This is a genomic window from Kitasatospora sp. NPDC023120 (genome assembly GCF_055560835.1).
Genome location: NZ_JBVHHY010000009.1, coordinates 1 through 21341 on the forward strand (window position 1 = coordinate 1; position 21341 = coordinate 21341).

21 protein-coding genes are annotated in these 21341 nt (G+C 72.4%); 19 read left to right on the plus strand and 2 right to left on the minus strand.

The genetic code is table 11. The annotated features are described in order from the left end of the window. Both ACZ3TI_RS14795 and ACZ3TI_RS14800 read left to right on the plus strand, forming a co-directional pair. The coding region (locus tag ACZ3TI_RS14795) for an FG-GAP repeat domain-containing protein (protein WP_465726579.1) at positions 1-345 on the plus strand (345 nt) is incomplete at its 5' end. Between the two features lie 68 nt (positions 346-413). Beyond that, on the plus strand, positions 414-1562 hold the full coding sequence (locus tag ACZ3TI_RS14800; protein WP_465726580.1) for an FG-GAP-like repeat-containing protein: 1149 nt from the start codon (positions 414-416) through the stop codon (positions 1560-1562). Positions 1563-1691: 129 nt separating this feature from the next. Here the strand turns inward: ACZ3TI_RS14800 and ACZ3TI_RS14805 are convergent, their stop codons facing one another. Further along, on the minus strand, positions 1692-2330 hold the full coding sequence (locus tag ACZ3TI_RS14805) for a TIGR03085 family metal-binding protein (RefSeq protein ID WP_465726581.1): 639 nt from the start codon (positions 2328-2330) through the stop codon (positions 1692-1694). 10 nt (positions 2331-2340) lie between these two features. Further along, on the minus strand, positions 2341-2910 hold the full coding sequence (locus tag ACZ3TI_RS14810) for a hypothetical protein (protein ID WP_465726582.1): 570 nt from the start codon (positions 2908-2910) through the stop codon (positions 2341-2343). Between the two features lie 135 nt (positions 2911-3045). On the opposite strand from ACZ3TI_RS14810, the gene hisI reads away from it, so the two are divergent. The 17 genes from hisI to ACZ3TI_RS14895 all read left to right on the plus strand — a co-directional run bounded on the left by hisI (position 3046) and on the right by ACZ3TI_RS14895 (position 21081). Then, complete coding sequence (hisI, locus tag ACZ3TI_RS14815; RefSeq protein WP_465726583.1) at positions 3046-3417, plus strand: phosphoribosyl-AMP cyclohydrolase; 372 nt, start codon at positions 3046-3048, stop codon at positions 3415-3417. Positions 3418-3502: 85 nt separating this feature from the next. Next, positions 3503-5026 carry an anthranilate synthase component I gene (locus ACZ3TI_RS14820; RefSeq protein WP_465726584.1) on the plus strand — a complete coding sequence of 508 codons (1524 nt, stop codon included), beginning with the start codon at positions 3503-3505 and terminating at the stop codon, positions 5024-5026. Between the two features lie 36 nt (positions 5027-5062). After that, positions 5063-5545 (plus strand): Uma2 family endonuclease, encoded by a 483-nt coding sequence (locus ACZ3TI_RS14825; protein WP_465726585.1) that lies wholly within the window; start codon positions 5063-5065, stop codon positions 5543-5545. A 26-nt stretch (positions 5546-5571) separates the two neighbouring features. Then, positions 5572-6159, plus strand: coding sequence for a TIGR02234 family membrane protein (locus ACZ3TI_RS14830; protein WP_465726586.1), 588 nt, complete (start codon positions 5572-5574; stop codon positions 6157-6159). 184 nt (positions 6160-6343) lie between these two features. After that, the gene (locus ACZ3TI_RS14835) at positions 6344-6616 is read left to right on the plus strand and encodes an HGxxPAAW family protein (protein ID WP_465726587.1); all 273 of its coding nucleotides are present in this window, start codon (positions 6344-6346) and stop codon (positions 6614-6616) included. 100 nt (positions 6617-6716) lie between these two features. Continuing rightward, a complete protein-coding gene (locus ACZ3TI_RS14840) occupies positions 6717-7157 on the plus strand; it encodes a DUF2752 domain-containing protein (protein WP_465726588.1) in 441 nt (146 codons plus the stop codon). A gap of 230 nt (positions 7158-7387) precedes the next feature. Beyond that, a complete protein-coding gene (gene trpC / locus ACZ3TI_RS14845) occupies positions 7388-8194 on the plus strand; it encodes an indole-3-glycerol phosphate synthase TrpC (protein WP_465726589.1) in 807 nt (268 codons plus the stop codon). 9 nt (positions 8195-8203) lie between these two features. Beyond that, the gene (trpM, locus tag ACZ3TI_RS14850) at positions 8204-8353 is read left to right on the plus strand and encodes a tryptophan biosynthesis modulator TrpM (protein WP_396547533.1); all 150 of its coding nucleotides are present in this window, start codon (positions 8204-8206) and stop codon (positions 8351-8353) included. 81 nt (positions 8354-8434) lie between these two features. Beyond that, complete coding sequence (gene trpB / locus ACZ3TI_RS14855) at positions 8435-9697, plus strand: tryptophan synthase subunit beta (RefSeq protein WP_465726590.1); 1263 nt, start codon at positions 8435-8437, stop codon at positions 9695-9697. 2 nt (positions 9698-9699) lie between these two features. Beyond that, on the plus strand, positions 9700-10524 hold the full coding sequence (trpA, locus tag ACZ3TI_RS14860) for a tryptophan synthase subunit alpha (RefSeq protein ID WP_465726591.1): 825 nt from the start codon (positions 9700-9702) through the stop codon (positions 10522-10524). Positions 10525-10739: 215 nt separating this feature from the next. Then, on the plus strand, positions 10740-10973 hold the full coding sequence (locus ACZ3TI_RS14865) for a hypothetical protein (RefSeq protein WP_465726592.1): 234 nt from the start codon (positions 10740-10742) through the stop codon (positions 10971-10973). 128 nt (positions 10974-11101) lie between these two features. Then, on the plus strand, positions 11102-11602 hold the full coding sequence (locus ACZ3TI_RS14870; RefSeq protein WP_465726593.1) for a MauE/DoxX family redox-associated membrane protein: 501 nt from the start codon (positions 11102-11104) through the stop codon (positions 11600-11602). Between the two features lie 84 nt (positions 11603-11686). Further along, the gene (locus tag ACZ3TI_RS14875; RefSeq protein ID WP_465726594.1) at positions 11687-12550 is read left to right on the plus strand and encodes a DsbA family protein; all 864 of its coding nucleotides are present in this window, start codon (positions 11687-11689) and stop codon (positions 12548-12550) included. A 120-nt stretch (positions 12551-12670) separates the two neighbouring features. Beyond that, a complete protein-coding gene (gene lgt, locus ACZ3TI_RS14880; protein ID WP_465726595.1) occupies positions 12671-13741 on the plus strand; it encodes a prolipoprotein diacylglyceryl transferase in 1071 nt (356 codons plus the stop codon). Positions 13742-13889: 148 nt separating this feature from the next. Then, the gene (locus ACZ3TI_RS14885) at positions 13890-14627 is read left to right on the plus strand and encodes a VIT1/CCC1 transporter family protein (RefSeq protein ID WP_465726596.1); all 738 of its coding nucleotides are present in this window, start codon (positions 13890-13892) and stop codon (positions 14625-14627) included. A 420-nt stretch (positions 14628-15047) separates the two neighbouring features. Continuing rightward, positions 15048-19628: a glutamate synthase large subunit gene (gene gltB, locus ACZ3TI_RS14890; RefSeq protein WP_465726829.1), complete on the plus strand. Its 4581-nt coding sequence runs from the start codon at positions 15048-15050 to the stop codon at positions 19626-19628. Further along, positions 19621-21081: a glutamate synthase subunit beta gene (locus tag ACZ3TI_RS14895; protein WP_465726597.1), complete on the plus strand. Its 1461-nt coding sequence runs from the start codon at positions 19621-19623 to the stop codon at positions 21079-21081. The genes gltB and ACZ3TI_RS14895 overlap by 8 nt, the downstream gene beginning before the upstream one ends. The last annotated feature ends 260 nt before the right edge of the window (positions 21082-21341 follow it).

A 21341-nucleotide genomic window follows, 5' to 3' on the forward strand; every position in this document is an offset into this window, starting at 1 on the left:
AGCCGGGTGGAGATCGGTACCGGTGGCTGGAACGGGATGAACAAGCTCGTCAGCCCCGGTGACATGAACAAGGACGGTCGCGACGACATCGTGGCGACGGAGACCTCCACCGGAAAGCTGTGGCTGTACCCGGGCACGGGCAGCGGTCTGGGCGGCCGGGTGGAGATCGGCACGGGCGGCTGGAACGGGATCTCCGACTATGCGGGCGCGGACTTCACCGGTGACGGCATCGGCGACCTGGCCGCGGTGGACTCCGACCCGGGTCAGACCGGGAAGCTCTACCTCTACAAGGGCACCGGCAGCGGCCTGAGCTCCCGCACCGAGATCGGCTCCGGCGGCTGGTGAGCCGCGAAGCACACCGGCACCGTCCCGAATCCACGTACACCCGCACCGACTCCAGGGGGAGAACACCCATGTCCGGACAGACCCGTATGCGCAAGAGCCTGGCCGTCCTCGCACTGGGCCTCGTGCCGCTCGCGCCGCTCGGCCTCGCCGGCCCGGCCGACGCCGCGTCAGTCAGCACCTGGGACAAGGTGGCCGCCTGCGAGAGCACCGGCAACTGGTCCATCAACACCGGCAACGGCTACTACGGCGGCCTGCAGATCTCCGAGTACAACTGGCGGCACTACGGCGGTACCCAGTACGCGGCCTACCCGCACCAGGCGACCAAGAAGGAACAGATCCTGATCGCCGAGAAGATCCTCGCCGACCAGGGGGCCGGCGCCTGGACCTGCAGCCCCGGCACCGGGCTCTCGACCGACCACGCGGACCCGTACCCGGCGGGCCCGTCCGACCCGGGGATGACCAACCTGACGGCCGGTGACTTCAACGGCGACGGCAAGAAGGACCTGGTGGCGGTCGAGGTGTCGACCGGCAAGCTGTTCTCCTACCCGGGCACCGGGACGGGGAAGCTGGGGAGCCGGGTGCTGATCGGCACCGGCGGCTGGAACGGCATGAGCAACCTGGCGGTCGGCGACCTGAACGGCGACGGCGGGGACGACATCGTCGCCACCGAGAAGTCCACCGGCAAGCTCTGGGTATACCCGGGCAACGGCCACGGCGTCGAGGGCCGGATCGAGCTCGGCAGCGGCGGCTGGAACGGCATGAACAACACCGCGGTGGGCGACTTCAACGGCGACGGCGTCGCCGACGTCGTGGCGAGCGAGAACTCGACCGGCAAGCTCTTCCTCTACCCCGGCCTCGGCGGCGCCCTCGGCAAGCGGGTGGAGATCGGCACCGGCGGCTGGAACGGCATGAACAAGATCGTCAGCCCCGGCGACATGAACAAGGACGGTCGCGACGACATCGTGGCGACCGAGAAGTCCACCGGCAAGCTGTGGCTCTACCCGGGCACGGGCAGCGGCCTCGGCAACCGGGTGGAAATCGGCACCGGCGGCTGGAACGGGATCTCCGACTACGCGGGCGCCGACTTCACCGGTGACGGCATCGGCGACCTCGCCGCAGTGGACTCCGACCCGGGCCAGACCGGGAAGCTCTACCTCTACAAGGGCACCGGCAGCGGCCTCAGCTCCCGCACCGAGATCGGCTCCGGCGGCTGGTAGGCCGGAAGCCGGACAGCGCTGATCCGGTAGCGGAGCCCACACGGCGAGCCCGCCGGCGATGCCCCCTCGGCCGAGGGGGCATCGCCGATCTGCTGATTCCGGTTCCGGCAAGGATCCGAAAGAGAGGGCCTACGGCAGCGGGAGGACGTGCCGGAGGGCCTCGACGGCGTCCGGGGCGCCGTCCACGTCCAGGAGCGTGCGGGCGCCACGGCCGTAGACGAAGAGGATCAGTTCGCCCGGGTCGCCGGTGAGGCGGACGGTGGGGGCGCCCGCGGGGCCCACGGTGAGGGACTGGCCGTCGGGGCGGGTGAGGGTGAGGCGGACGGGGGAGCGGCGGCCGGCCTCGAGGCGGGCGATGAGGGGGAGGCGGCGCCAGAGGGCTTCGGCGCGGCCGGGCGGGACGGGCTGGGCGGTCCAGTCGTCGGTCGCGCGCAGGACGTCCTCGGCGTGGACGAAGTACTCGACGGTGTTGGCCGCCTCGTCCGCGCCGGGCAGGGCGAAGGGGGAGTAGACCGGCGGACCGGCCCGGAAGAGTCGCACCAGTTCCTCGTACGGCCGCTCGGCGTAGCCGTCCTGCACCCGCTTCGTCCGGGCGGCGAGGGCGGCGATCCGGATGCCGGCCGCCGCGTCGGGGCGGCGCTCCCGGATCACCAGGTGGGCGGCGAGGTCCCGGGTGGTCCACCCGGCGCAGAGGGTGGGGGCGTCCGGCCCTGCGGCGGTGAGGAGTTCGGCGAGTCGGTGGCGTTCGGCGAGGGCGTGGTTCGACATGCCGGCAAGCCTAGGGGTGCAGCCGGCCGGTGAGCTTGGGGCCGCCCTGTTTGTTGCTGCCGGTGAGGGTGCAGGTGTAGTCCCGCCAGCCCTGTTGGTAGTTGACCAGGGCGGGGCCGAACTGGCGTCCGTAGTAGGGCTTTCCGTCGGCCTGCCGGGCCTTGGCGGCGGCTTCGGCCTCCTTGCAGCCGTCCCGCATGGCGAGGGCGATGGGGATCTCGCCGGTGAGGTTGTCGGGGAGTCTGAGGTCGGCGATCACCTCGCCGTCGTGGTCGGCGGTGCAGGGGCGTTCCTCGGCGCGGGTGATCACCGGGCTCAGCTGGGGGTGGTCGAAGCAGGCGCCGACCGGGAAGAACGCGTACGGCGGCTGCGGCTTGGTCGGGGTGGGGGTGGGGGTCGGGGTGGGCGTTGGGGTCGCCGTGGGGGTGGGCGGCGGCGGGGCGGCGGCGGGCTTCCTGTCGTCCGGCCAGAGCGCCGCGGTGGCGACCACCGCGAGCAGGGCGGCCAGCACGGCGACGACGGTGAGGACCAGGCCGCGGGACGGGCGGGCGGCGGCTGCGGGCGGCTGCTCGGGGGTCATGGCCACGAGGATGGCCCACGAATGGCCTGCCCGGCAGGCGGTTGGCCGAACTCGCCCCGTACGGGCGGACGGTCCTGGACCGGAGGTTCGGGCGGACCCCGCCGGGACGGGCGGGAGGGCTGACACAATGGCCCCATGTCCACCACACCCGCCACTCCCGGCACCACCGCCCTGGCTCCCGAGATCGCCGCCCGCCTCAAGCGCACCGAGGACGGCCTGCTCCCGGCCATCGCGCAGCAGTACGACACCGGCGAGGTGCTGATGCTCGGCTGGATGGACGACGAGGCCCTGCACCGCACGCTCACCACCGGCCGCTGCACCTACTGGAGCCGCAGCCGCCGGGAGTACTGGGTGAAGGGCGACACCTCCGGTCACGTCCAGGCGGTCAAGTCGGTGGCCCTGGACTGCGACGGCGACACCCTGCTGGTCAAGGTCGACCAGACCGGGGCGGCCTGCCACACCGGCGAGCGCACCTGCTTCGACGCCGACGTGCTCCCGCTCTCCTGATCACCGATGCATTCGATCCACTGATCCACCTCCCCCAAGTCCACGCCAGAACCCAAGGCCAGAACTCAAGAAGGTGCCGCCGCGCATGGATCTCGAAGCCTTCCGCAAGCTCGCCGTCGACACCCGGGTCATCCCGGTCACCCGCAGGCTCCTCGCGGACGGCCTCACCCCGATCGGCCTCTACCGCAGCCTCGCCGAGGAGCGGCCCGGCACCTTCCTGCTGGAGTCCGCCGAGCAGGGCCGCAGCTGGTCGCGCTACTCCTTCGTCGGCGTGCGCAGCGCCGCCACGCTCACCGCCGACGCGGACGGAAACGCCCGCTGGCTCGGCACCCCGCCGGTCGGCATCCCCACCACCGGGGACCCGCTGCAGGTGCTGCGCGCCGCCTTGGAGGCGCTGCACACCCCGCGGGACGGCGACGACGGCCTGCCCCCGCTCACCGGCGGCCTGGTCGGCTACCTCGGCTACGACATCGTCCGCCGGCTGGAGAAGCTGCCCGACCTCAACCCGGACGACCTCAAGCTCCCTGAGCTGACCATGCTGCTGGCCACCGACCTCGCGGTGCTCGACCACGCGGACGGCACGGTGCTGCTGATCGCCAACGCCGTCAACCACAACGACCTGGCCAGCGGCGTGGACGAGGCCTACGCGGACGCGGTGGGCCGCCTGGACGCGATGGAGGCCGAGCTGTTCAAGCCGGTGGACCCGGGCCTGGCGACCTTCACCCCGGCCGGTCCCGGCGAGGTGCACTCGCCGTTCGGCGGCGAGCCGTACCGCGCGGCGGTGGAGGAGATCAAGGAGCGGATCCGGGCCGGCGAGGCGTTCCAGGTGGTGCCCTCGCAGCGCTTCGAGGCGCCCTGTCCGGCCTCCGCGCTGGACGTCTACCGCGTTCTGCGCACCACCAACCCCAGCCCGTACATGTACCTGTTCCGCTTCCCCGGCCCGGACGGCACCGCCGAGGGCGGCTTCGACGTGGTCGGCTCCAGCCCGGAGGCGCTGGTCAAGGTCGCCGACGGCGGGGCGATGCTGCACCCGATCGCCGGCACCCGGCACCGTGGCGCCACCCCGCAGGAGGACGCGGCGCTGGCCGCCGAGCTGCTCGCCGACCCCAAGGAGCGCGCCGAGCACCTGATGCTGGTGGACCTCGGCCGCAACGACCTCGGGCGGGTCTGCGAGCCGGGCAGCGTCGAGGTGGTCGACTTCATGCAGATCGAGCGCTACAGCCACGTGATGCACATCGTCTCCACCGTCACCGGCAAGGTCGCCCCCGGGCGGACCGCCTTCGACGTGCTGACCGCCTGCTTCCCCGCGGGCACCCTCTCCGGCGCGCCCAAGCCGCGGGCGATGCGGATCATCGAGGAGCTGGAGCCCACCCGCCGCGGCCTGTACGGCGGTTGCGTCGGCTACCTGGACTTCGCCGGGGACTCCGACACCGCGATCGCGATCCGTACCGCGGTGCTGCGCGACGGCACGGCGTACGTGCAGGCCGGCGCGGGCGTGGTCGCCGACTCGGACCCGCACGGCGAGGACACCGAGTGCCGCAACAAGGCGGCCGCCGTGCTGCGCGCCGTCGCCACCGCCAATACGCTGCGGAGGCCGGAACTGTCCTGACCGGGACCGTCCTGAGGCGTGAGGGAGGCGGCCGGGATGCCCGAGGTGCCGTACGACGAGCTGCGCTGGGAGGTCGTGCTGAGCGCGGCGGGGCAGCTCGGCGAGCAGCCGGCTGGCCACGGCCGGGTGCTGTCCGGGGTCGCGGTCGACTTCCCGGCGGCGCCCGGCGGCCTCGCCCCGGACCTGGCGGTGCTCGCCCGGGACGCGGCGCGGGGCGAGCGCGGCCGGTTCGGCGCGGCCGCGGTCGAGGCGGTGCTGGAGGTGGCCCGGCCCGGGCTGGCGGCGGCCGGGCGGGTGTACGCGCAGAGCGGCGTGCCGCTGTACGTGGTGGTCGACCCGGCGGCGGCGGTCTGCACCGTGCACACCGCGCCCGCCCCCGAGGGGGTGTACCGGGAGGCCGAGCGGGTGCCGTTCGGCAACGACCTGTTCCTGCCGCTGGGCGGGCGCACGGTGGTGCTGCGGACGGACCCGTTCCCGACGCCGTCCCCCGCGCCGTTCCCGACCCCGAGTGCGGACTGAGGCGTCGGTCGGGGGATAGTGGACGGGTGAGCGCTGACCAGACCCCCGCCCCCGCCTCCTCCAGCCGGCGCACGCTCGGCGTGATGCTGCTGCTGACCGTGCTGAGCGCCGTGCTGGTGCTGACCGCGGCCGGGCGGACCTGGGCCGAGGGCCGGGCCGGCACCCTGGACGTGTCCGTCACCGGCGGCCGGATCTCCGAACTGCCCGGCGGGCTGGCCCTGGTGGGCCTCGCCGCGGCCGTCGCGGTGTTCGCGGTGCGCGGCGCCGGACGGCTGGCGGTCGGCGCGCTGACCCTGCTCGCCGGGATCGGCGCGGCCGCCGCCGCGGTCTCCGGGGCGGGCGACACCGCCGCCCTGGACGCCGAGGCCGCCCGCAAGCTCGCGCTGACCGGCTCGGCGGCCACCGAGGTCTCGCACACCGGCTGGCCCTGGGTCGCGCTGGTCGGCGGCGTGCTGCTGGCCCTCGCCGGGCTGCTCACCCTGCGCTACGGCCGTGGCTGGCCGGCCATGGGCAGCCGGTACGAGGCGCCGACCCGCAAGGCCCCGGCGAAGGCCGACACACCGGGTGACCTGTGGAAGGCGCTGGACCGCGGCGAGGACCCCACCGCGGTCTGATCCCGGCGGCACGTGCCGGACGGCCCTCGCAGCGCCCCGCTGCCGCCCGACGTGCACATGTGACGCGATAGACCCGCCACCCGCTTTGGGGAGCCGGTGTGTGGCCCGGCACAATGGAACCCGTCAACCCGCCGGCGGCCCCGCAGGCCCGGCCGGGCCCCGAGAGCCAAGGAGCACCACTCAGATGGCAGCAGCAGCACACGGCCACACCCCCGCCGCCTGGACCGGCGTCGTCATCTCCTTCGTCGGCTTCGCCATCGCGGGCGTCGCGATGATCCTGCCGTCGGTGCTGCTCGTCTGGGCGGGCCTGGCGGTCGTCGTGGCCGGTGGCGTGGTCGGCAAGGCCATGTCGATGGCCGGCATGGGCAAGCAGGCGAGCACCAACGTCTACAAGTCGGTCGAGGAGCAGACCGCGGCCCGTGAGGCCCGCGTCGCCGTCGCCGGTGCCGCTGCCTGACAACGGTTCCGTACCTCACGCCTTTCGCACAAACGGACGGCGGGCGCGTCGCGCCCGCCGTTTCGTCGTCTCCGGGCCCGGGCGCGGGCAGAATCGGGGCGTGAACGCCGCCCCCACCGCCTCCGCCCCGCCGCCCGTGCTGCGCCGGCTGGGCCCGCCGCTGGCCGCGCTGGCGGCGGTGGCCGTCCCCACCGCGTACGTCTCGGTGGTGGACCCCGAAAGCCCCGGGCACTACCCCGACTGCCCGTTCCTGACCGCCACCGGCTGGTGGTGCCCCGGCTGCGGAGGTCTGCGCTGCGTCCACGCGCTGACCCACGGGGACTTCACCGGCGCCCTGCACGACAACGCCGCCGCCGTCCTGCTGTTCGCCGTGCTGGGGGTGCTCTGGCTGCGCTGGCTCTGGGCCGCGCTGACCGGCGGGCCGCCGCCCGCGACCGCCGTCGGGGGGCGGCGTTGGGCGTTGATCGCGTTGTTCGTCGTGGTGTTTACCCTGGCGCGAAATTCGCCGGTCGGAGCGGGGTTGGCACCGCCGCTGGTCTGATCGACAGGTGGCGCCCGGATCGGGTGGAGGTGGGGTGAAACCGCAGCTGAGGGGCGCTGGAGGGGGCGTCCGGTCCGCGAGACGCGCGCCGGGCTGATGCGCCCCGCGCCTGCGGGTGCCGATACCATCGAAGAGTCGGCGGGCTGTCGCCCGTCCGGCTCTCGCCGGCCAGCTGGCAGATCCAGCCGACTGGCAGGTCCAAAGTGGCAGACAAAGATGGGGGCTCCTGAGTGAGTGTGCTCGACTCGATCATCGAAGGGGTCCGCGAGGACCTCGCCGAGCGGCAGGCCCGGGTCTCCCTGGACGAACTGAAGGAACGCGCCGCCAAGGCCCCGGAGGCCAAGGACGGCGTCGCCGCCCTCAAGGGCGACGGAGTCCGGGTGATCTGCGAGGTGAAGCGCTCCAGCCCCTCCAAGGGTGCCCTGGCAGCGATCGCCGACCCGGCCGCCCTGGCGCGCGACTACGCGGCCGGCGGTGCCGCCGCGATCAGCGTGCTGACCGAGCAGCGCCGCTTCGGCGGATCGCTGGCCGATCTGGACACCGTCCGCGCCGCGGTGGACACCCCGCTGCTGCGCAAGGACTTCATCGTCACCTCGTACCAGCTGTGGGAGGCCCGCGCCCACGGCGCCGACCTCGCGCTGCTGATCGTCGCCGCCCTCGAGCAGCCGGCCCTGGAGTCGCTGATCGAGCGTGCCGAGTCGATCGGCCTCACCCCGCTGGTCGAGGTGCACGACGAAGAGGAGATCAGGCGCGCGGTGGACGCGGGGGCGCGGATCATCGGCGTCAACGCCCGCAACCTGAAGACCCTCGAGGTGGACCGCAACACCTTCGAGAACGTGGCCCACGCCATTCCGGACGGCATCGTCAAGGTCGCCGAGTCCGGGGTGCGCGGCCCGCTGGACGTGATCAACTACGCCAACCTCGGCGCCGACGCGGTACTGGTCGGCGAGTCCCTGGTGACCGGCAAGGACCCGCGTGCCGCGGTCGCCGACCTGGTCGCCGCCGGGGCCCACCCCGCCGTCCGGCACAAGGACTGACGCAGACCGATGAAGATCGCCGCCCGACTCGCCCCCGGTTGCCGCCCGCGCGGCTGCCGCGCACCCGCACGCCGGGTGCTGGGGCGTCGCGTGCGGTACGTGATCGGCTGCGAGCCCGGGCAGGTGCCGGGGCGGCGATGGCGGGTGACGCGCGGCTAGGCCCGTTTTCGGGCCCGGCCGACCGGACGTCGATCGGACGTCACCGTCGTCACTGTCGTCACAACCCCCCGAGGGAAACACATGTCCGAGAAGGACTACCTGCCCGGTGCCCAGGTGCCGGACGCGCGCGGATACTTCGGCGCGTACGGCGGCCGCTTCATCCCCGAGGCGCTGGTCGCCGCGGTCGAGCAGGTCGCCGAGGAGTACGAGAAGGCCAAGACCGACCCGGCCTTCACCGCAGAGCTCGACGCGCTGCTCAAGGACTACACCGGGCGCCCGAGCCCGCTGACCGACGTGCACCGCTTCTCCGCCGAGGCGGGCGGCGCACGCATCCTGCTCAAGCGCGAGGACCTCAACCACACCGGCTCGCACAAGATCAACAACGTGCTGGGCCAGGCCCTGCTCACCAAGCGGATGGGCAAGACCCGGATCATCGCCGAGACCGGGGCCGGGCAGCACGGCGTCGCCACCGCGACGGCGTGCGCGCTGTTCGGGTTCGACTGCACCATCTACATGGGCGAGGTCGACACCCAGCGGCAGGCGCTGAACGTCGCCCGGATGCGGATGCTCGGCGCCGAGGTGGTCGCCGTCACGTCCGGCAGCCGGACCCTCAAGGACGCCATCAACGAGGCGTTCCGCGACTGGGTCGCCAACGTGGACTCCACCCACTACCTGTTCGGCACCGTCGCCGGGCCGCACCCCTTCCCGATGATGGTCCGCGACTTCCACCGGATCATCGGCGTCGAGGCGCGGCAGCAGGTGCTGGACCGGACCGGGCGGCTGCCCGACGCCGTCGTGGCGTGCGTGGGCGGCGGCTCCAACGCGATGGGGATCTTCCACGAGTTCATCCCGGACGCCGGGGTGCGGCTGATCGGCTGCGAGGCGGCCGGCGAGGGCGCCGAGACGCCCAAGCACGCGGCCACCCTGACCAAGGGCGACCCGGGAGTGCTGCACGGCTCCCGGACGTACGTCCTGCAGGACGAGGACGGGCAGACCATCGAGTCGCACTCGATCTCGGCGGGCCTGGACTACCCCGGCGTCGGGCCGGAGCACGCCTGGCTGAAGGACACCGGTCGGGCCGAGTACCGGCCGGTGACGGACGACGCGGCGATGCAGGCGCTGCGGCTGCTGTCCCGTACCGAGGGCATCATCCCGGCCATCGAGAGCGCCCACGCGCTCGCGGGCGCCCTGGAACTGGGGCGCGAGCTCGGGCCGGAGGCGACCATCCTGGTGTCGCTGTCGGGGCGCGGGGACAAGGACATGCACACCGCGGCGGAGTACTTCGGGTTGTACGACGAGCCGGGGGCCGGCTCTGCGGGCGGCGCCGGGAACGGGGGCAAGTGATCATGGCTTCGAAGCTGAGTGCCGGCAAGCTGAGTGCCAGTCTGGCCGCCGCCAAGGCGGAGGACCGTGCCGCGCTGATCGGCTACCTGCCGGCCGGGTTCCCGTCCGTCGACGGCGGGGTGCGGGCGATCAACGCGCTGATCGAGGGCGGCTGCGACGTGGTCGAGGTCGGCCTGCCGCACTCCGACCCGGTGCTGGACGGCGCCGTCATCCAGACCGCCGACGACATCGCGCTGCGCGGCGGGGTGCGGATCAAGGACGTGCTGCGCACCGTCCAGGAGGTCGCCTCGGCGCACCCCGAGGCGGCGGTGCTGGTCATGACGTACTGGAACCCGGTCGACCGCTACGGCGTGGCGCGCTTCGCCGCCGACCTGGCGGCCGCGGGCGGGGCGGGCTGCATCCTGCCGGACCTGCCGGTGGAGGAGTCCGAGGAGTGGCGCAAGGCGGCGGACGAGCACGGGCTGGACACCGTGTTCGTGGTCGCCCCCAGCAGCAAGGACGCGCGGCTGGCCGAGGTCACGGCGGCGGGCAGCGGCTTCGTGTACGCGGCCGCGGTGATGGGCGTGACCGGGACCCGGTCGGCGGTCGGTTCGCTGGCCGAGGACCTGGTCGCCCGGACCCGGGCCACCACGGACCTGCCGGTCTGCGTCGGGCTCGGGGTCTCCGACGCCGAGCAGGCGGCGGAGGTCGCCCGGTTCGCGGACGGGGTGATCGTGGGCTCGGCGTTCGTGAAGCGGATCCTCGCCGCGGGCGAGGACGAGGCGGCGGCGCTGGACGCCGTGCGGGCGCTCGCCGGAGAGCTGGCGGCGGGGGTCCGGAGGCGCTGACCCGCTGTTGATCCGTACGACGGCCCGTCGCTCCTCGCGGAGCGGCGGGTCGTCGGTCTTCGGGAGTGGCGTGGGGGTGTCGACCCGGGGGGCGGCCCCGAACGAGTGAACCGTGGTGGCGACACGCATCAGCCGGGGTTGACCGGCGTTGAGTGGAGGGACGAGTGCACGAACGACGTGCACGGGGGTTGCCGAGCGAGCTGAGGGGTGAGGCGGTGCGAGGTATCCATCGGGCGGTTCTGCTGCGGGCGGCGGCTGCCGCGCTGGCGCTCGGTGCCGCGGTCGGGGCGCATGCGGAGGTGGGGCAGGCCCTGGCCAAACGGGGTGCGGAGCGGGCGGAGCGGGAGGCGGTCGCGTGTGCCGAGGCGGCGCGGTGGGACGCCGCCGAGCGGGCGGGGCACGGGTATCCGGAGCTGTTCGATCCGGGGCGGATGCCGGGGTGCCGCTGACGCACGGGCGTTCGGACTGTTCGGACAGAGCGCCACTCTTCCGGCTTAATTCCTGAATACGGAGGAACCACCCCTCATCCCTTACGGTTCGTCAGGGAGTGAACGTGTTTCCCGAGGGGGGTTCCCTGATGGCCGGCCCGGCAGTGCGGCCCCGCGGCTCGACGCCGTCGGTGCCGGCCTGGAGCGAGTGGGTCGGTACGGTCGTGCGGCTCGGCCTCGCGGTGGTGTGGGGCTGGGCCGGGCTGGCCAAGGTCGCCGATCCGGCGGAGGCCGCCCAGGCCGTGCGTGCCTACGAGATCCTGCCCGAGGGCCTGGTCAAGCCGATCGGCTACGGCTTGCCCTTCCTGGAGCTGGCGCTCGCGCTGTTGCTGGTGATCGGCCTCGGCGTCCGGCTGGTCGCCGGGGTCTCCGCACTGCTGCTGCTCGTCTTCATCGCCGGGATCGCCTCCGCCTGGGCGCGCGGGATCTCGATCGACTGCGGCTGCTTCGGCGGCGGCGGGCACGTCGACGAGTCCCAGACGAAGTACCTGCAGGAGATCCTGCGCGACACCGGATTCCTGCTGCTCGCCGGGTGGCTGCTGTGGCGGCCCCGTACCCGGCTCTCGGTGGACCGCTGGCTGGCGAGCTGACCCTCCGGCCCGCCGGCCCCCGGCCCCGCCGCACCCCCGTCCCCGCACCCCGACGAAGGCTCCCCGACCGTGGATGTCAAGGCAATGAGCGAGAAGAACCGAGAAGGCAAGCGCACCGCCCGCGAGCGGATGCGGGAGCAGCGGGCGGCCGAGGAGGCCTCCTCCCGGCGCAGGAAGAAGCTGATCGTGGGCGGCGCCGTGCTCGCGGTGATCGCCGCCGCCGTGGTCACCGGCGTCGTGGTGCAGAACGAGCGCTCCAAGCCGGAGACCCCGACCGCCGCCCCGGCCGGGACGATCGGCGACAAGAACCTGGTCATCCCGGTCGGCGCGGGCAACGCGCCCTCCGTCCTGACCGTCTACGAGGACCCGCGCTGCCCTGCCTGCGGCACCTTCGAGCGGGAGTTCTCCGCGACCGTCGACCAGCTGGAAGACGCCGGGAAGATCTACACCAACTACCACCTCGTGTCGTTCATCGACCGGGCCGTGCCGGGCAAGGGCTCCAAGACCGGCGCCAACGCGCTGGCCTGCGCCCAGGACGCCGGGCACTTCCGGGACTTCCACGACGTGCTGTACCGCAACCAGCCGGAGGAGACCAACGACGCCTTCGGCAACAAGGCCGTGCTGCTCAACCTGGCGAAGCAGGTCGACGGGCTGGACACGCCCGAGTTCCAGGCCTGCGTCAACGACAACAAGTACGGCGGATGGGTGTCCTCGGTGCAGCAGGACTTCGACAAGTCCAGCTACAAGTCCACCCCGACCGTGCTGCTCAACGGCCAGCCGATCTACCCGAAGAACGGCAACGACGAGATCACCCCGGAGAACCTGGTGAAGTGGGTGGACGCCGCGAACCAGGGCAAGCAGCTCGGCACGGCGGGCTCGCACGGGCAGACGCCTGCGCCGACCAGCGCAGCTTCGGAGGCGAACAACCCGTCGCCGAACGCCGGCTGAGCCCCGTACCCGGCCGCCGCCCCTTCTCCGTCCGGAGGGGGCGGCGGCCGCTGTTGTTCGGTTTCTGTGACCCCTGGGGTGTCCGACCGGGCCCGTCGACCCTGTAGCGTCGGAGCTGCCATGGATATCGCCTACATTCCCAGCCCGTCGCGGGGCGTCCTGTACCTCGGACCGGTCCCGCTGCGCGCCTACGCCTTCTGCATCATCCTCGGTGTCGTCGTCGCCGTCTGGCTCGGCAGCAAGCGCTGGGTCGCCCGGGGCGGTGCCAAGCACACGGTCGGTGACATCGCCGTCTGGGCGGTGCCGTTCGGCCTGGTCGGCGGCCGCCTCTACCACGTGATCACCGACGGCGGCCGACTGTACTTCGCCGAGGGGAAGAACCCCTGGAACGCCCTCAAGATCTGGGAGGGCGGCCTCGGTATCTGGGGCGCGATCGCGCTGGGCGCGGTCGGCGCCTGGATCGGCGCCCGCCGCCGGGGCGTGCCGCTGCCCGCCTACGCCGACGCCATCGCGCCGGGCATTGCGCTGGCGCAGGCGCTGGGCCGCTGGGGCAACTACTTCAACCAGGAGCTGTACGGCCGGGAGACCACGCTGCCGTGGGGCCTGAAGATCCACAAGGTGCTGCCGGACGGCACCGTCGTGGACGGCGTCTACCACCCGACCTTCCTGTACGAGTCGCTCTGGTGCGTCGGCGTCGCGCTGCTGGTGATCTGGGCGGACCGCCGGTTCACGCTGGGCCACGGGCGGGCGTTCGCGCTGTACGTCGCCGCGTACACGGTGGGCCGGTTCTGGACCGAGTGGCTGCGGATCGACGAGGCGCACGTCTACTTCGGGCTGCGCCTGAACGACTGGGTGTCGATCGCGGTGTTCCTGGGCGCGGTGGCGTACCTGGTGATCGTCGGCAAGACGCGCCCCGGCCGGGAGGACCCGGCGAGCATCGACCCGGCCGCGCACCTGGAGGCCGACGGCGAGGGCAAGGCGGACGCGAAGGCTGCCGCCAGGACCGACGCCAAGACCGGTTCCAAGGTCGATGCCAAGGCCGACGCCAAGGCCGAGAAGAAGGTGGACGGCGAGGGCGACAAGGGCTCGGACGGGAAGAAGCCGTCCCGGTCCGTGGACGCGAAGCCGGCCGCTGAACCGGCCGCCGTGGCCGCCGACAAGAGCGGCGGGGACGCCGAGAACCCGATCTGACCTGGGGCTTTCCCTGGCTGAGGCCACCCTTCGCGAGGCTTGCGAAGGGTGGCCTCAGTGGTGTTCGGACAGCCTTACTTTGCTGGAAATGCCCAGGTCACGCGGGCTACGTTCAAGGCGGACGAACGACGACGGAGGGGAAGAGACGATGAGCGCGACCACCTTGGAGCCCGAGGCCGGACACCAGCCCCGGATACCCGCGGCTGGCCACCACCGGGACGTCAACGGCGGCTGGCTGCGCCCCGCCGTGTTCGGCGCGGTGGACGGGCTGGTGTCCAACTTCGCGCTGATGACCGGTGTGGTCGGCGGTGCGGTGTCCAACGGCACGGTGATCCTGACCGGGCTGGCGGGCCTGGCGGCCGGGGCCTGCTCGATGGCGGCGGGGGAGTACACCTCGGTGGCCTCGCAGCGGGAGCTGGTGCAGGCCGAGATCGAGGCCGAGCGGCTGGAGCTGAGCCGCAACCCGCACGGCGAGCTGGCCGAGCTGGCCCAGCTGTACGTCTCGCGGGGGGTGGACCCGGAGCTCGCGCACGAGGTGGCCCGGCAGCTGTCCGCGGACCCGGAGCTGGCCCTGGAGGTGCACGCCCGCGAGGAGTTGGGCGTCGACCCCACCGACCTGCCCTCGCCGCTGGTGGCGGCCGGGTCGTCGTTCCTGTGCTTCGCGCTCGGCGCGCTGCTGCCGCTGCTGCCGTACCTGCTGGGCGCGACGTCGCTGCTGCCCGCGCTGGTGCTGGCGGCGGCCGGGCTGTTCCTGTGCGGCGCGGTGGTGTCCCGGGTGACGGCGCGCAGCTGGTGGTTCAGCGGGCTGCGGCAGCTGGTGCTCGGCGGGACCGCGGCCGGGGTCACGTACCTGCTCGGCTGGCTCATCGGCGGGCATGTGGGATGACCCAGACCTTTGCATGATTATGCCGGGCAGTGCGTGACGTTTCACACATGGGCGTCGCGTAGTGCCTGGCCTAGTCTCATCATCCGGGCCCCGAAGCCGCGGATTCCCATCCGTCGGCGGGCTCCCGGGATGGATTCGCAGGCGGCCGTGATCGGCTTCTGTGGCGATCCGGTTTCGCCCCTGTTTCAGGCGGCAGAGCGTTGGGCACAATCGTCGGGACGTGCACTGTGGCGCGTCCTTCTTCTCACGCCCCCTGACCTGCGACTCGTCCCGCCATGTGGACGGGATATTCCGCTTCTCGGGATCCTGGGCATCATGTAACTTGCACGACACCGCACCATCGCATCAGGGCCAACGTCGTCCCTACTTGCACCAACTTGCCGAAAGACGACGACGGGAGAGCCGATGCTGTCTGCATCCATGCACTCCGCCAACGAGCCGCAGGCCGCCCGCCGGCCGTACGCGCTCGTGCCGGATGCACGACCTGCTGCTCAGGGCCTGTACGACCCGCGAAACGAGCACGACGCCTGTGGCGTCGGCTTCGTCGCCACGCTGACTGGCATCGCTGACCACACCATCGTCGAGCAGGCGCTGAGCGTCCTGCGCAACCTGGAGCACCGCGGCGCCACCGGCGCCGAGCCGGACACCGGTGACGGCGCGGGCATCCTGACCCAGATCCCGGACGCCTTCCTGCGCGGGAAGGTCGGGTTCGAGCTCCCGGCGGTCGGCTCCTACGCGGTCGGCATCGCCTTCCTGCCGGACGAGGACGGCGCTGACGCCGCCGCCGTCGCGCAGGTCGAGGCGATCGCCGCCGAGGAGGGCCTGACGGTCCTCGGCTGGCGCGACGTCCCGGTCACCCCGGACCTGCTCGGCGCCACGGCGCGTTCGGTGATGCCGCGGTTCCGGCAGCTCTTCCTGAGCGGTGGCGAGAAGGCCGGCATCGAGCTGGACCGGGTCGCCTTCGTGGTCCGCAAGCGGGCCGAGCGCGAGGCCGGGGTCTACTTCCCGTCGCTGTCCGCGCGCACCATCGTCTACAAGGGCATGCTGACCACCGGCCAGCTGGAGCCCTTCTTCCCCGACCTGTCGGACCGCAGCTACGCGTCCGTGGTCGGCCTGGTGCACTCGCGGTTCTCCACCAACACCTTCCCGAGCTGGCCGCTCGCCCACCCGTACCGCTTCGTCGCGCACAACGGCGAGATCAACACCGTCCAGGGCAACCGGAACTGGATGCGGGCCCGCGAGTCCCAGCTCGCCACCGACCTGATTCCGGGCGACCTGTCGCGGATCTTCCCGATCTGCACCCCGGACCACTCCGACTCGGCCTCGTTCGACGAGGTGCTGGAGCTGCTCCACCTCGGCGGCCGCTCGCTGCCGCACTCGGTGCTGATGATGATCCCGGAGGCGTGGGAGAACCACGCCACCATGGACCCGGCCCGCCGCGCGTTCTACCAGTACCACTCCAACCTGATGGAGCCCTGGGACGGCCCGGCCTGCATCGCCTTCAGCGACGGCACCCTGGTCGGCGCCGTGCTCGACCGCAACGGCCTGCGCCCGGCCCGGTACTGGGTCACCGAGGACGGCCTGGTCGTCCTCTCCTCCGAGGTCGGCGTGCTCGACATCGACCAGGAGAAGATCGCCAAGAAGGGCCGCCTGCAGCCCGGCCGGATGTTCCTGATCGACACCGCCGAGGGCCGCATCGTCGAGGACGAGGAGATCAAGTCCACCCTCGCCGCCGAGCACCCCTACGAGGAGTGGGTCGGCGCCGGACAGATCCAGCTCGCCAAGCTGCCCGAGCGCGAGCACATCGCGCACACCCACGCCTCCGTCACCCGCCGCCAGCAGACCTTCGGCTACACCGAGGAGGAGCTGCGGGTCATCCTCGCGCCGATGGCGCGCACCGGCGCCGAAGCGCTCGGCTCGATGGGCACCGACTCGCCGATCGCCGCGCTCAGCGAGAAGCCGCGCCTGCTGTTCGACTACTTCGTGCAGCTCTTCGCGCAGGTCACCAACCCGCCGCTGGACGCCATCCGCGAGGAGCTCGTCACCTCGCTGCTGTCCAACCTCGGCCCCGAGGGCAACCTGCTGACCGCCGAGGCCGCCTCCTGCCGCTCGGTCGGCATCACCTTCCCGGTGATCGACAACGACGAACTGGCCAAGCTGGTCCACATCAACGCCGACGGCGACCAGCCCGGGCTGAAGGCCGTCACCCTCTCCGGCCTGTACAAGGTCGCCTCCGGCGGCGAGGGCCTGGCCTCCCGGCTCGCGGAGATCGCCGCCGAGACGGACGCCGCGATCGCCGACGGCGCCCGGATCATCGTGCTCTCCGACCGGCACTCCGACGCCGAGCACGCCCCGATCCCCTCGCTGCTGCTCACCTCCGCGGTCCACCACCACCTCATCCGCACCAAGCAGCGCACCCAGGTGTCGCTGCTGGTCGAGGCGGGCGACGTCCGCGAGGTGCACCACGTCGCGCTGCTGATCGGCTACGGCGCCGGCGCGGTCAACCCGTACCTGGCCATGGAGTCCGTCGAGGACCTCGTCGCGCAGGGGGTCTTCATCCAGGGCGTCGAGCCCGAGAAGGCCATCAAGAACCTGATCAAGGCGCTCGGCAAGGGCGTGCTCAAGGTCATGTCCAAGATGGGCATCTCCACCGTCGCCTCCTACCGCGGCGCCCAGGTCTTCGAGGCCATCGGCCTCTCCCAGACGCTGGTCGACGGCTACTTCGCCGGCACCACCAGCAAGCTCGGCGGCATCGGCCTGGACGAGATCGCCAAGGAGACCGCCGCCCGGCACGCCAAGGCGTACCCGGCCTCCGGCATCCCCGCCGCGCACCGCGCGCTGGAGATCGGCGGCGAGTACCAGTGGCGCCGCGAGGGCGAGCCGCACCTGTTCGACCCGGACACCGTCTTCCGGCTGCAGCACTCCACCCGCAACCGCCGGTACGACATCTTCAAGCAGTACACGGACCGGGTGAACGAGCAGTCCGCCCGCCTGATGACGCTGCGCGGCCTCTTCCAGCTGGACGGCCTCGGCCGCGAGCCGATCCCGGTCGAGGAGGTCGAGCCGGTCTCCGAGATCGTCAAGCGCTTCTCCACCGGCGCCATGTCGTACGGCTCCATCTCGCTCGAGGCGCACGAGACCCTCGCCATCGCGATGAACCGCCTCGGCGGCAAGTCCAACACCGGTGAGGGCGGCGAGGACCCGGAGCGCCTGTACGACCCGGAGCGCCGCTCGGCGATCAAGCAGGTCGCCTCCGGCCGCTTCGGCGTCACCTCCGAGTACCTGGTCAACGCGGACGACATCCAGATCAAGATGGCCCAGGGCGCCAAGCCCGGCGAGGGCGGCCAGCTGCCCGGCCACAAGGTGTACCCGTGGGTCGCCAAGACCCGGCACTCCACCCCGGGCGTCGGCCTGATCTCGCCGCCGCCGCACCACGACATCTACTCGATCGAGGACCTGGCCCAGCTGATCCACGACCTCAAGAACGCCAACCCGGCGGCCCGCATCCACGTGAAGCTGGTCTCCGAGGTCGGCGTCGGGACGGTCGCGGCGGGCGTGTCCAAGGCGCACGCGGACGTGGTCCTGGTGTCGGGGCACGACGGTGGTACCGGTGCCTCGCCGCTCACCTCGCTGAAGCACGCCGGCGGGCCCTGGGAGCTCGGCCTCGCCGAGACCCAGCAGACCCTGCTGCTCAACGGGCTGCGCGACCGGATCGTCGTCCAGACGGACGGCCAGCTGAAGACCGGCCGCGACGTCGTCATCGCCGCGCTGCTCGGCGCCGAGGAGTTCGGCTTCGCGACCGCCCCGCTGGTCGTCTCCGGCTGCATCATGATGCGCGTCTGCCACCTGGACACCTGCCCGGTCGGCGTCGCCACCCAGAACCCGGTGCTGCGCGAGCGGTTCACCGGCAAGCCCGAATTCGTCGTCAACTTCTTCGAGTTCATCGCCGAGGAGGTCCGGGAGATCCTGGCCTCGCTGGGCTTCCGCTCGATCGAGGAGGCGGTCGGCCACGCCGAGCACATCAACGCCCAGGCCGCGATCGACCACTGGAAGGCCGCCGGCCTCGACCTGGCCCCGCTCTTCCACGTGCCCGAGCTGCCCGAGGGCGCGGCCCGCCACCGCACCACCTCCCAGGACCACGCGCTCGACAAGGCCCTGGACAACCAGCTGATCGAGCTGGCCCAGGACGCCCTGGAGCACGGCGAGACGGTGCGGATCCAGCTGCCGATCCGCAACGTCAACCGCACGGTCGGCACCATGCTCGGCCACGAGGTGACCAAGCGGTACCGCGGCGAGGGCCTGCCGGAGGGGACCATCGACGTCACCTTCACCGGCTCCGCCGGGCAGTCCTTCGGCGCCTTCGTGCCCCGCGGCGTGACACTGCGGCTGGAGGGCGACGCGAACGACTACGTCGGCAAGGGCCTCTCCGGCGGCGTGGTGATCGTCCGCCCGGCCCGCGAGGCCGCGGCCATCGGCAACGACGCGCAGAACCACGTCATCGCCGGCAACACCATCGGCTACGGCGCCACCTCGGGCCGGATCCACCTGCGCGGCAAGGCCGGCGAGCGCTTCGCCGTCCGCAACTCCGGCGCCACCCTCGTCGTCGAGGGCGTCGGCGACCACGGCCTGGAGTACATGACCGGCGGCCGGGTCGTCATCCTCGGCGAGACCGGGCGCAACCTCGCGGCGGGCATGTCCGGCGGCATCGCGTACGTCCTCGACCTGCGCCCCGCCAACGTCAACGACGGGATGGTGGGCATCGAGGCCCCCACCGCCGCCGACCGCGACTGGCTGCGCGAGACCGTGCAGCAGCACTACGAGGAGACCGGCTCCACCGTCGCCGCCGAGCTCCTGGCCGACTGGGGCAGCGAGGTCTCCCGCTTCTCCAAGATCATGCCGACCGACTACAAGGCAGTGCTCGCCGCCAAGGACGCCGCTGAGCGCGATGGCCTCTCCGAGGCCGAGACCACTCGCAAGATGATGGAGGCGGCAAATGGCTGACCCCAAGGGCTTCCTGACCACCGGCAAGCAGCTGGCCGAGCGCCGGCCCGTGGACGTCCGGATCCGGGACTGGAACGAGGTCTACGTCGAGCGCAGCCTCCTGCCGATCATCACCAAGCAGGCCGGCCGCTGCATGGACTGCGGCATCCCGTTCTGCCACAACGGCTGCCCGCTCGGGAACCTCATCCCCGAGTGGAACGACCTCGCCTACCGGGACGACTTCGTCGGCGCGATCGAGCGGCTGCACGCCACCAACAACTTCCCGGAGTTCACGGGCCGCCTGTGCCCGGCTCCGTGCGAGTCCGCGTGCGTCCTCGGCATCAACCAGGACGCGGTGACCATCAAGAACGTCGAGGTCACCATCATCGACAAGGCCTGGGACCGCGGCGGCGTCACCCCGCAGATCCCGGAGCGGCTGTCCGGCAAGACGGTCGCGGTGGTGGGCTCCGGCCCGGCCGGCCTGGCCGCCGCCCAGCAGCTCACCCGCGCCGGGCACACCGTCGTGGTGTACGAGCGGGCCGACCGCATCGGCGGACTGCTGCGCTACGGCATCCCCGAGTTCAAGATGGAGAAGCGCCACATCAACCGCCGCATCGAGCAGATGCGCGCGGAGGGCACCCGGTTCCGCACTGGCGTGCACGTCGGCGAGGACATCACCGGGCAGCAGCTGCGCGAGCGCTTCGACGCCGTGGTCGTCGCGGCCGGCGCCACGACGGCCCGCGACCTGCCGGTGCCCGGGCGCGAGCTCAAGGGCGTCTACCAGGCCATGGAGTACCTGCCGCTGGCCAACAAGGTGCAGGAGGGCGACTTCGTCGAGTCGCCGGTCAGCGCCAAGGGCAAGCACGTCGTGGTCATCGGCGGCGGCGACACCGGCGCGGACTGCGTCGGCACCGCCCACCGGCAGGGGGCGGCCTCCGTCACCCAGCTGGAGATCATGCCGCGGCCCGGCGAGGAGCGGCCCGGTCACCAGCCGTGGCCGACCATGCCGATGACGTACAAGGTCACCTCCGCCCACGAGGAGGGCGGTGAGCGGATCTACTCCGTCAACACCACCCGCTTCACCGGCGACGAGGACGGCAACGTCCAGGAACTGCACCTCGTCGAGGTGGAGTTCAAGGACGGCCGGTTCGAGCCCGTCCCGGGCACCGAGCGGGCCATCCCGGCGCAGCTGGTCACCCTCGCGATGGGCTTCACCGGGACGGACGTGAAGAACGGGCTGGTCGAGCAGTTGGGAGTCGACCTCGACGCGCGGGGTAACATTGCCCGCGACGGCCGGTTCGCCACCAATGTCGATGGCGTGTACGTCTGCGGAGACGCCGGCCGAGGCCAGTCGCTGATCGTCTGGGCCATCGCGGAAGGCCGTTCGGCCGCTGCCGCGGTGGACAAGTACCTGGGCGGCAAGACCCCGCTTCCCGCCCCGATCCGACCCACGGACCGCCCCCTGGTGGTCTGACGGTCCGACCGGCCCCCCGAACCCCCGGCGCCGCATCGCCGGGAGCTCAACCCGCTGCCCCCGCCAGCGTCGCCGGGCCAACGCGGTCTCCTGGCGCCTGCCCTCTTCCCCGACCAGTTGGAGGGCGGGCGCCGTCGCGTTTTCTCGGGGGTGGAGTCCGGCGCGGGTGTCGCGCTCGGGTGCCCGATGTTCGTCCGCATGCGGAGGGTTGGTTCACAGCGGAACCACAGGCTTCTCACAGCGGCCGGAAACCGCCCCGG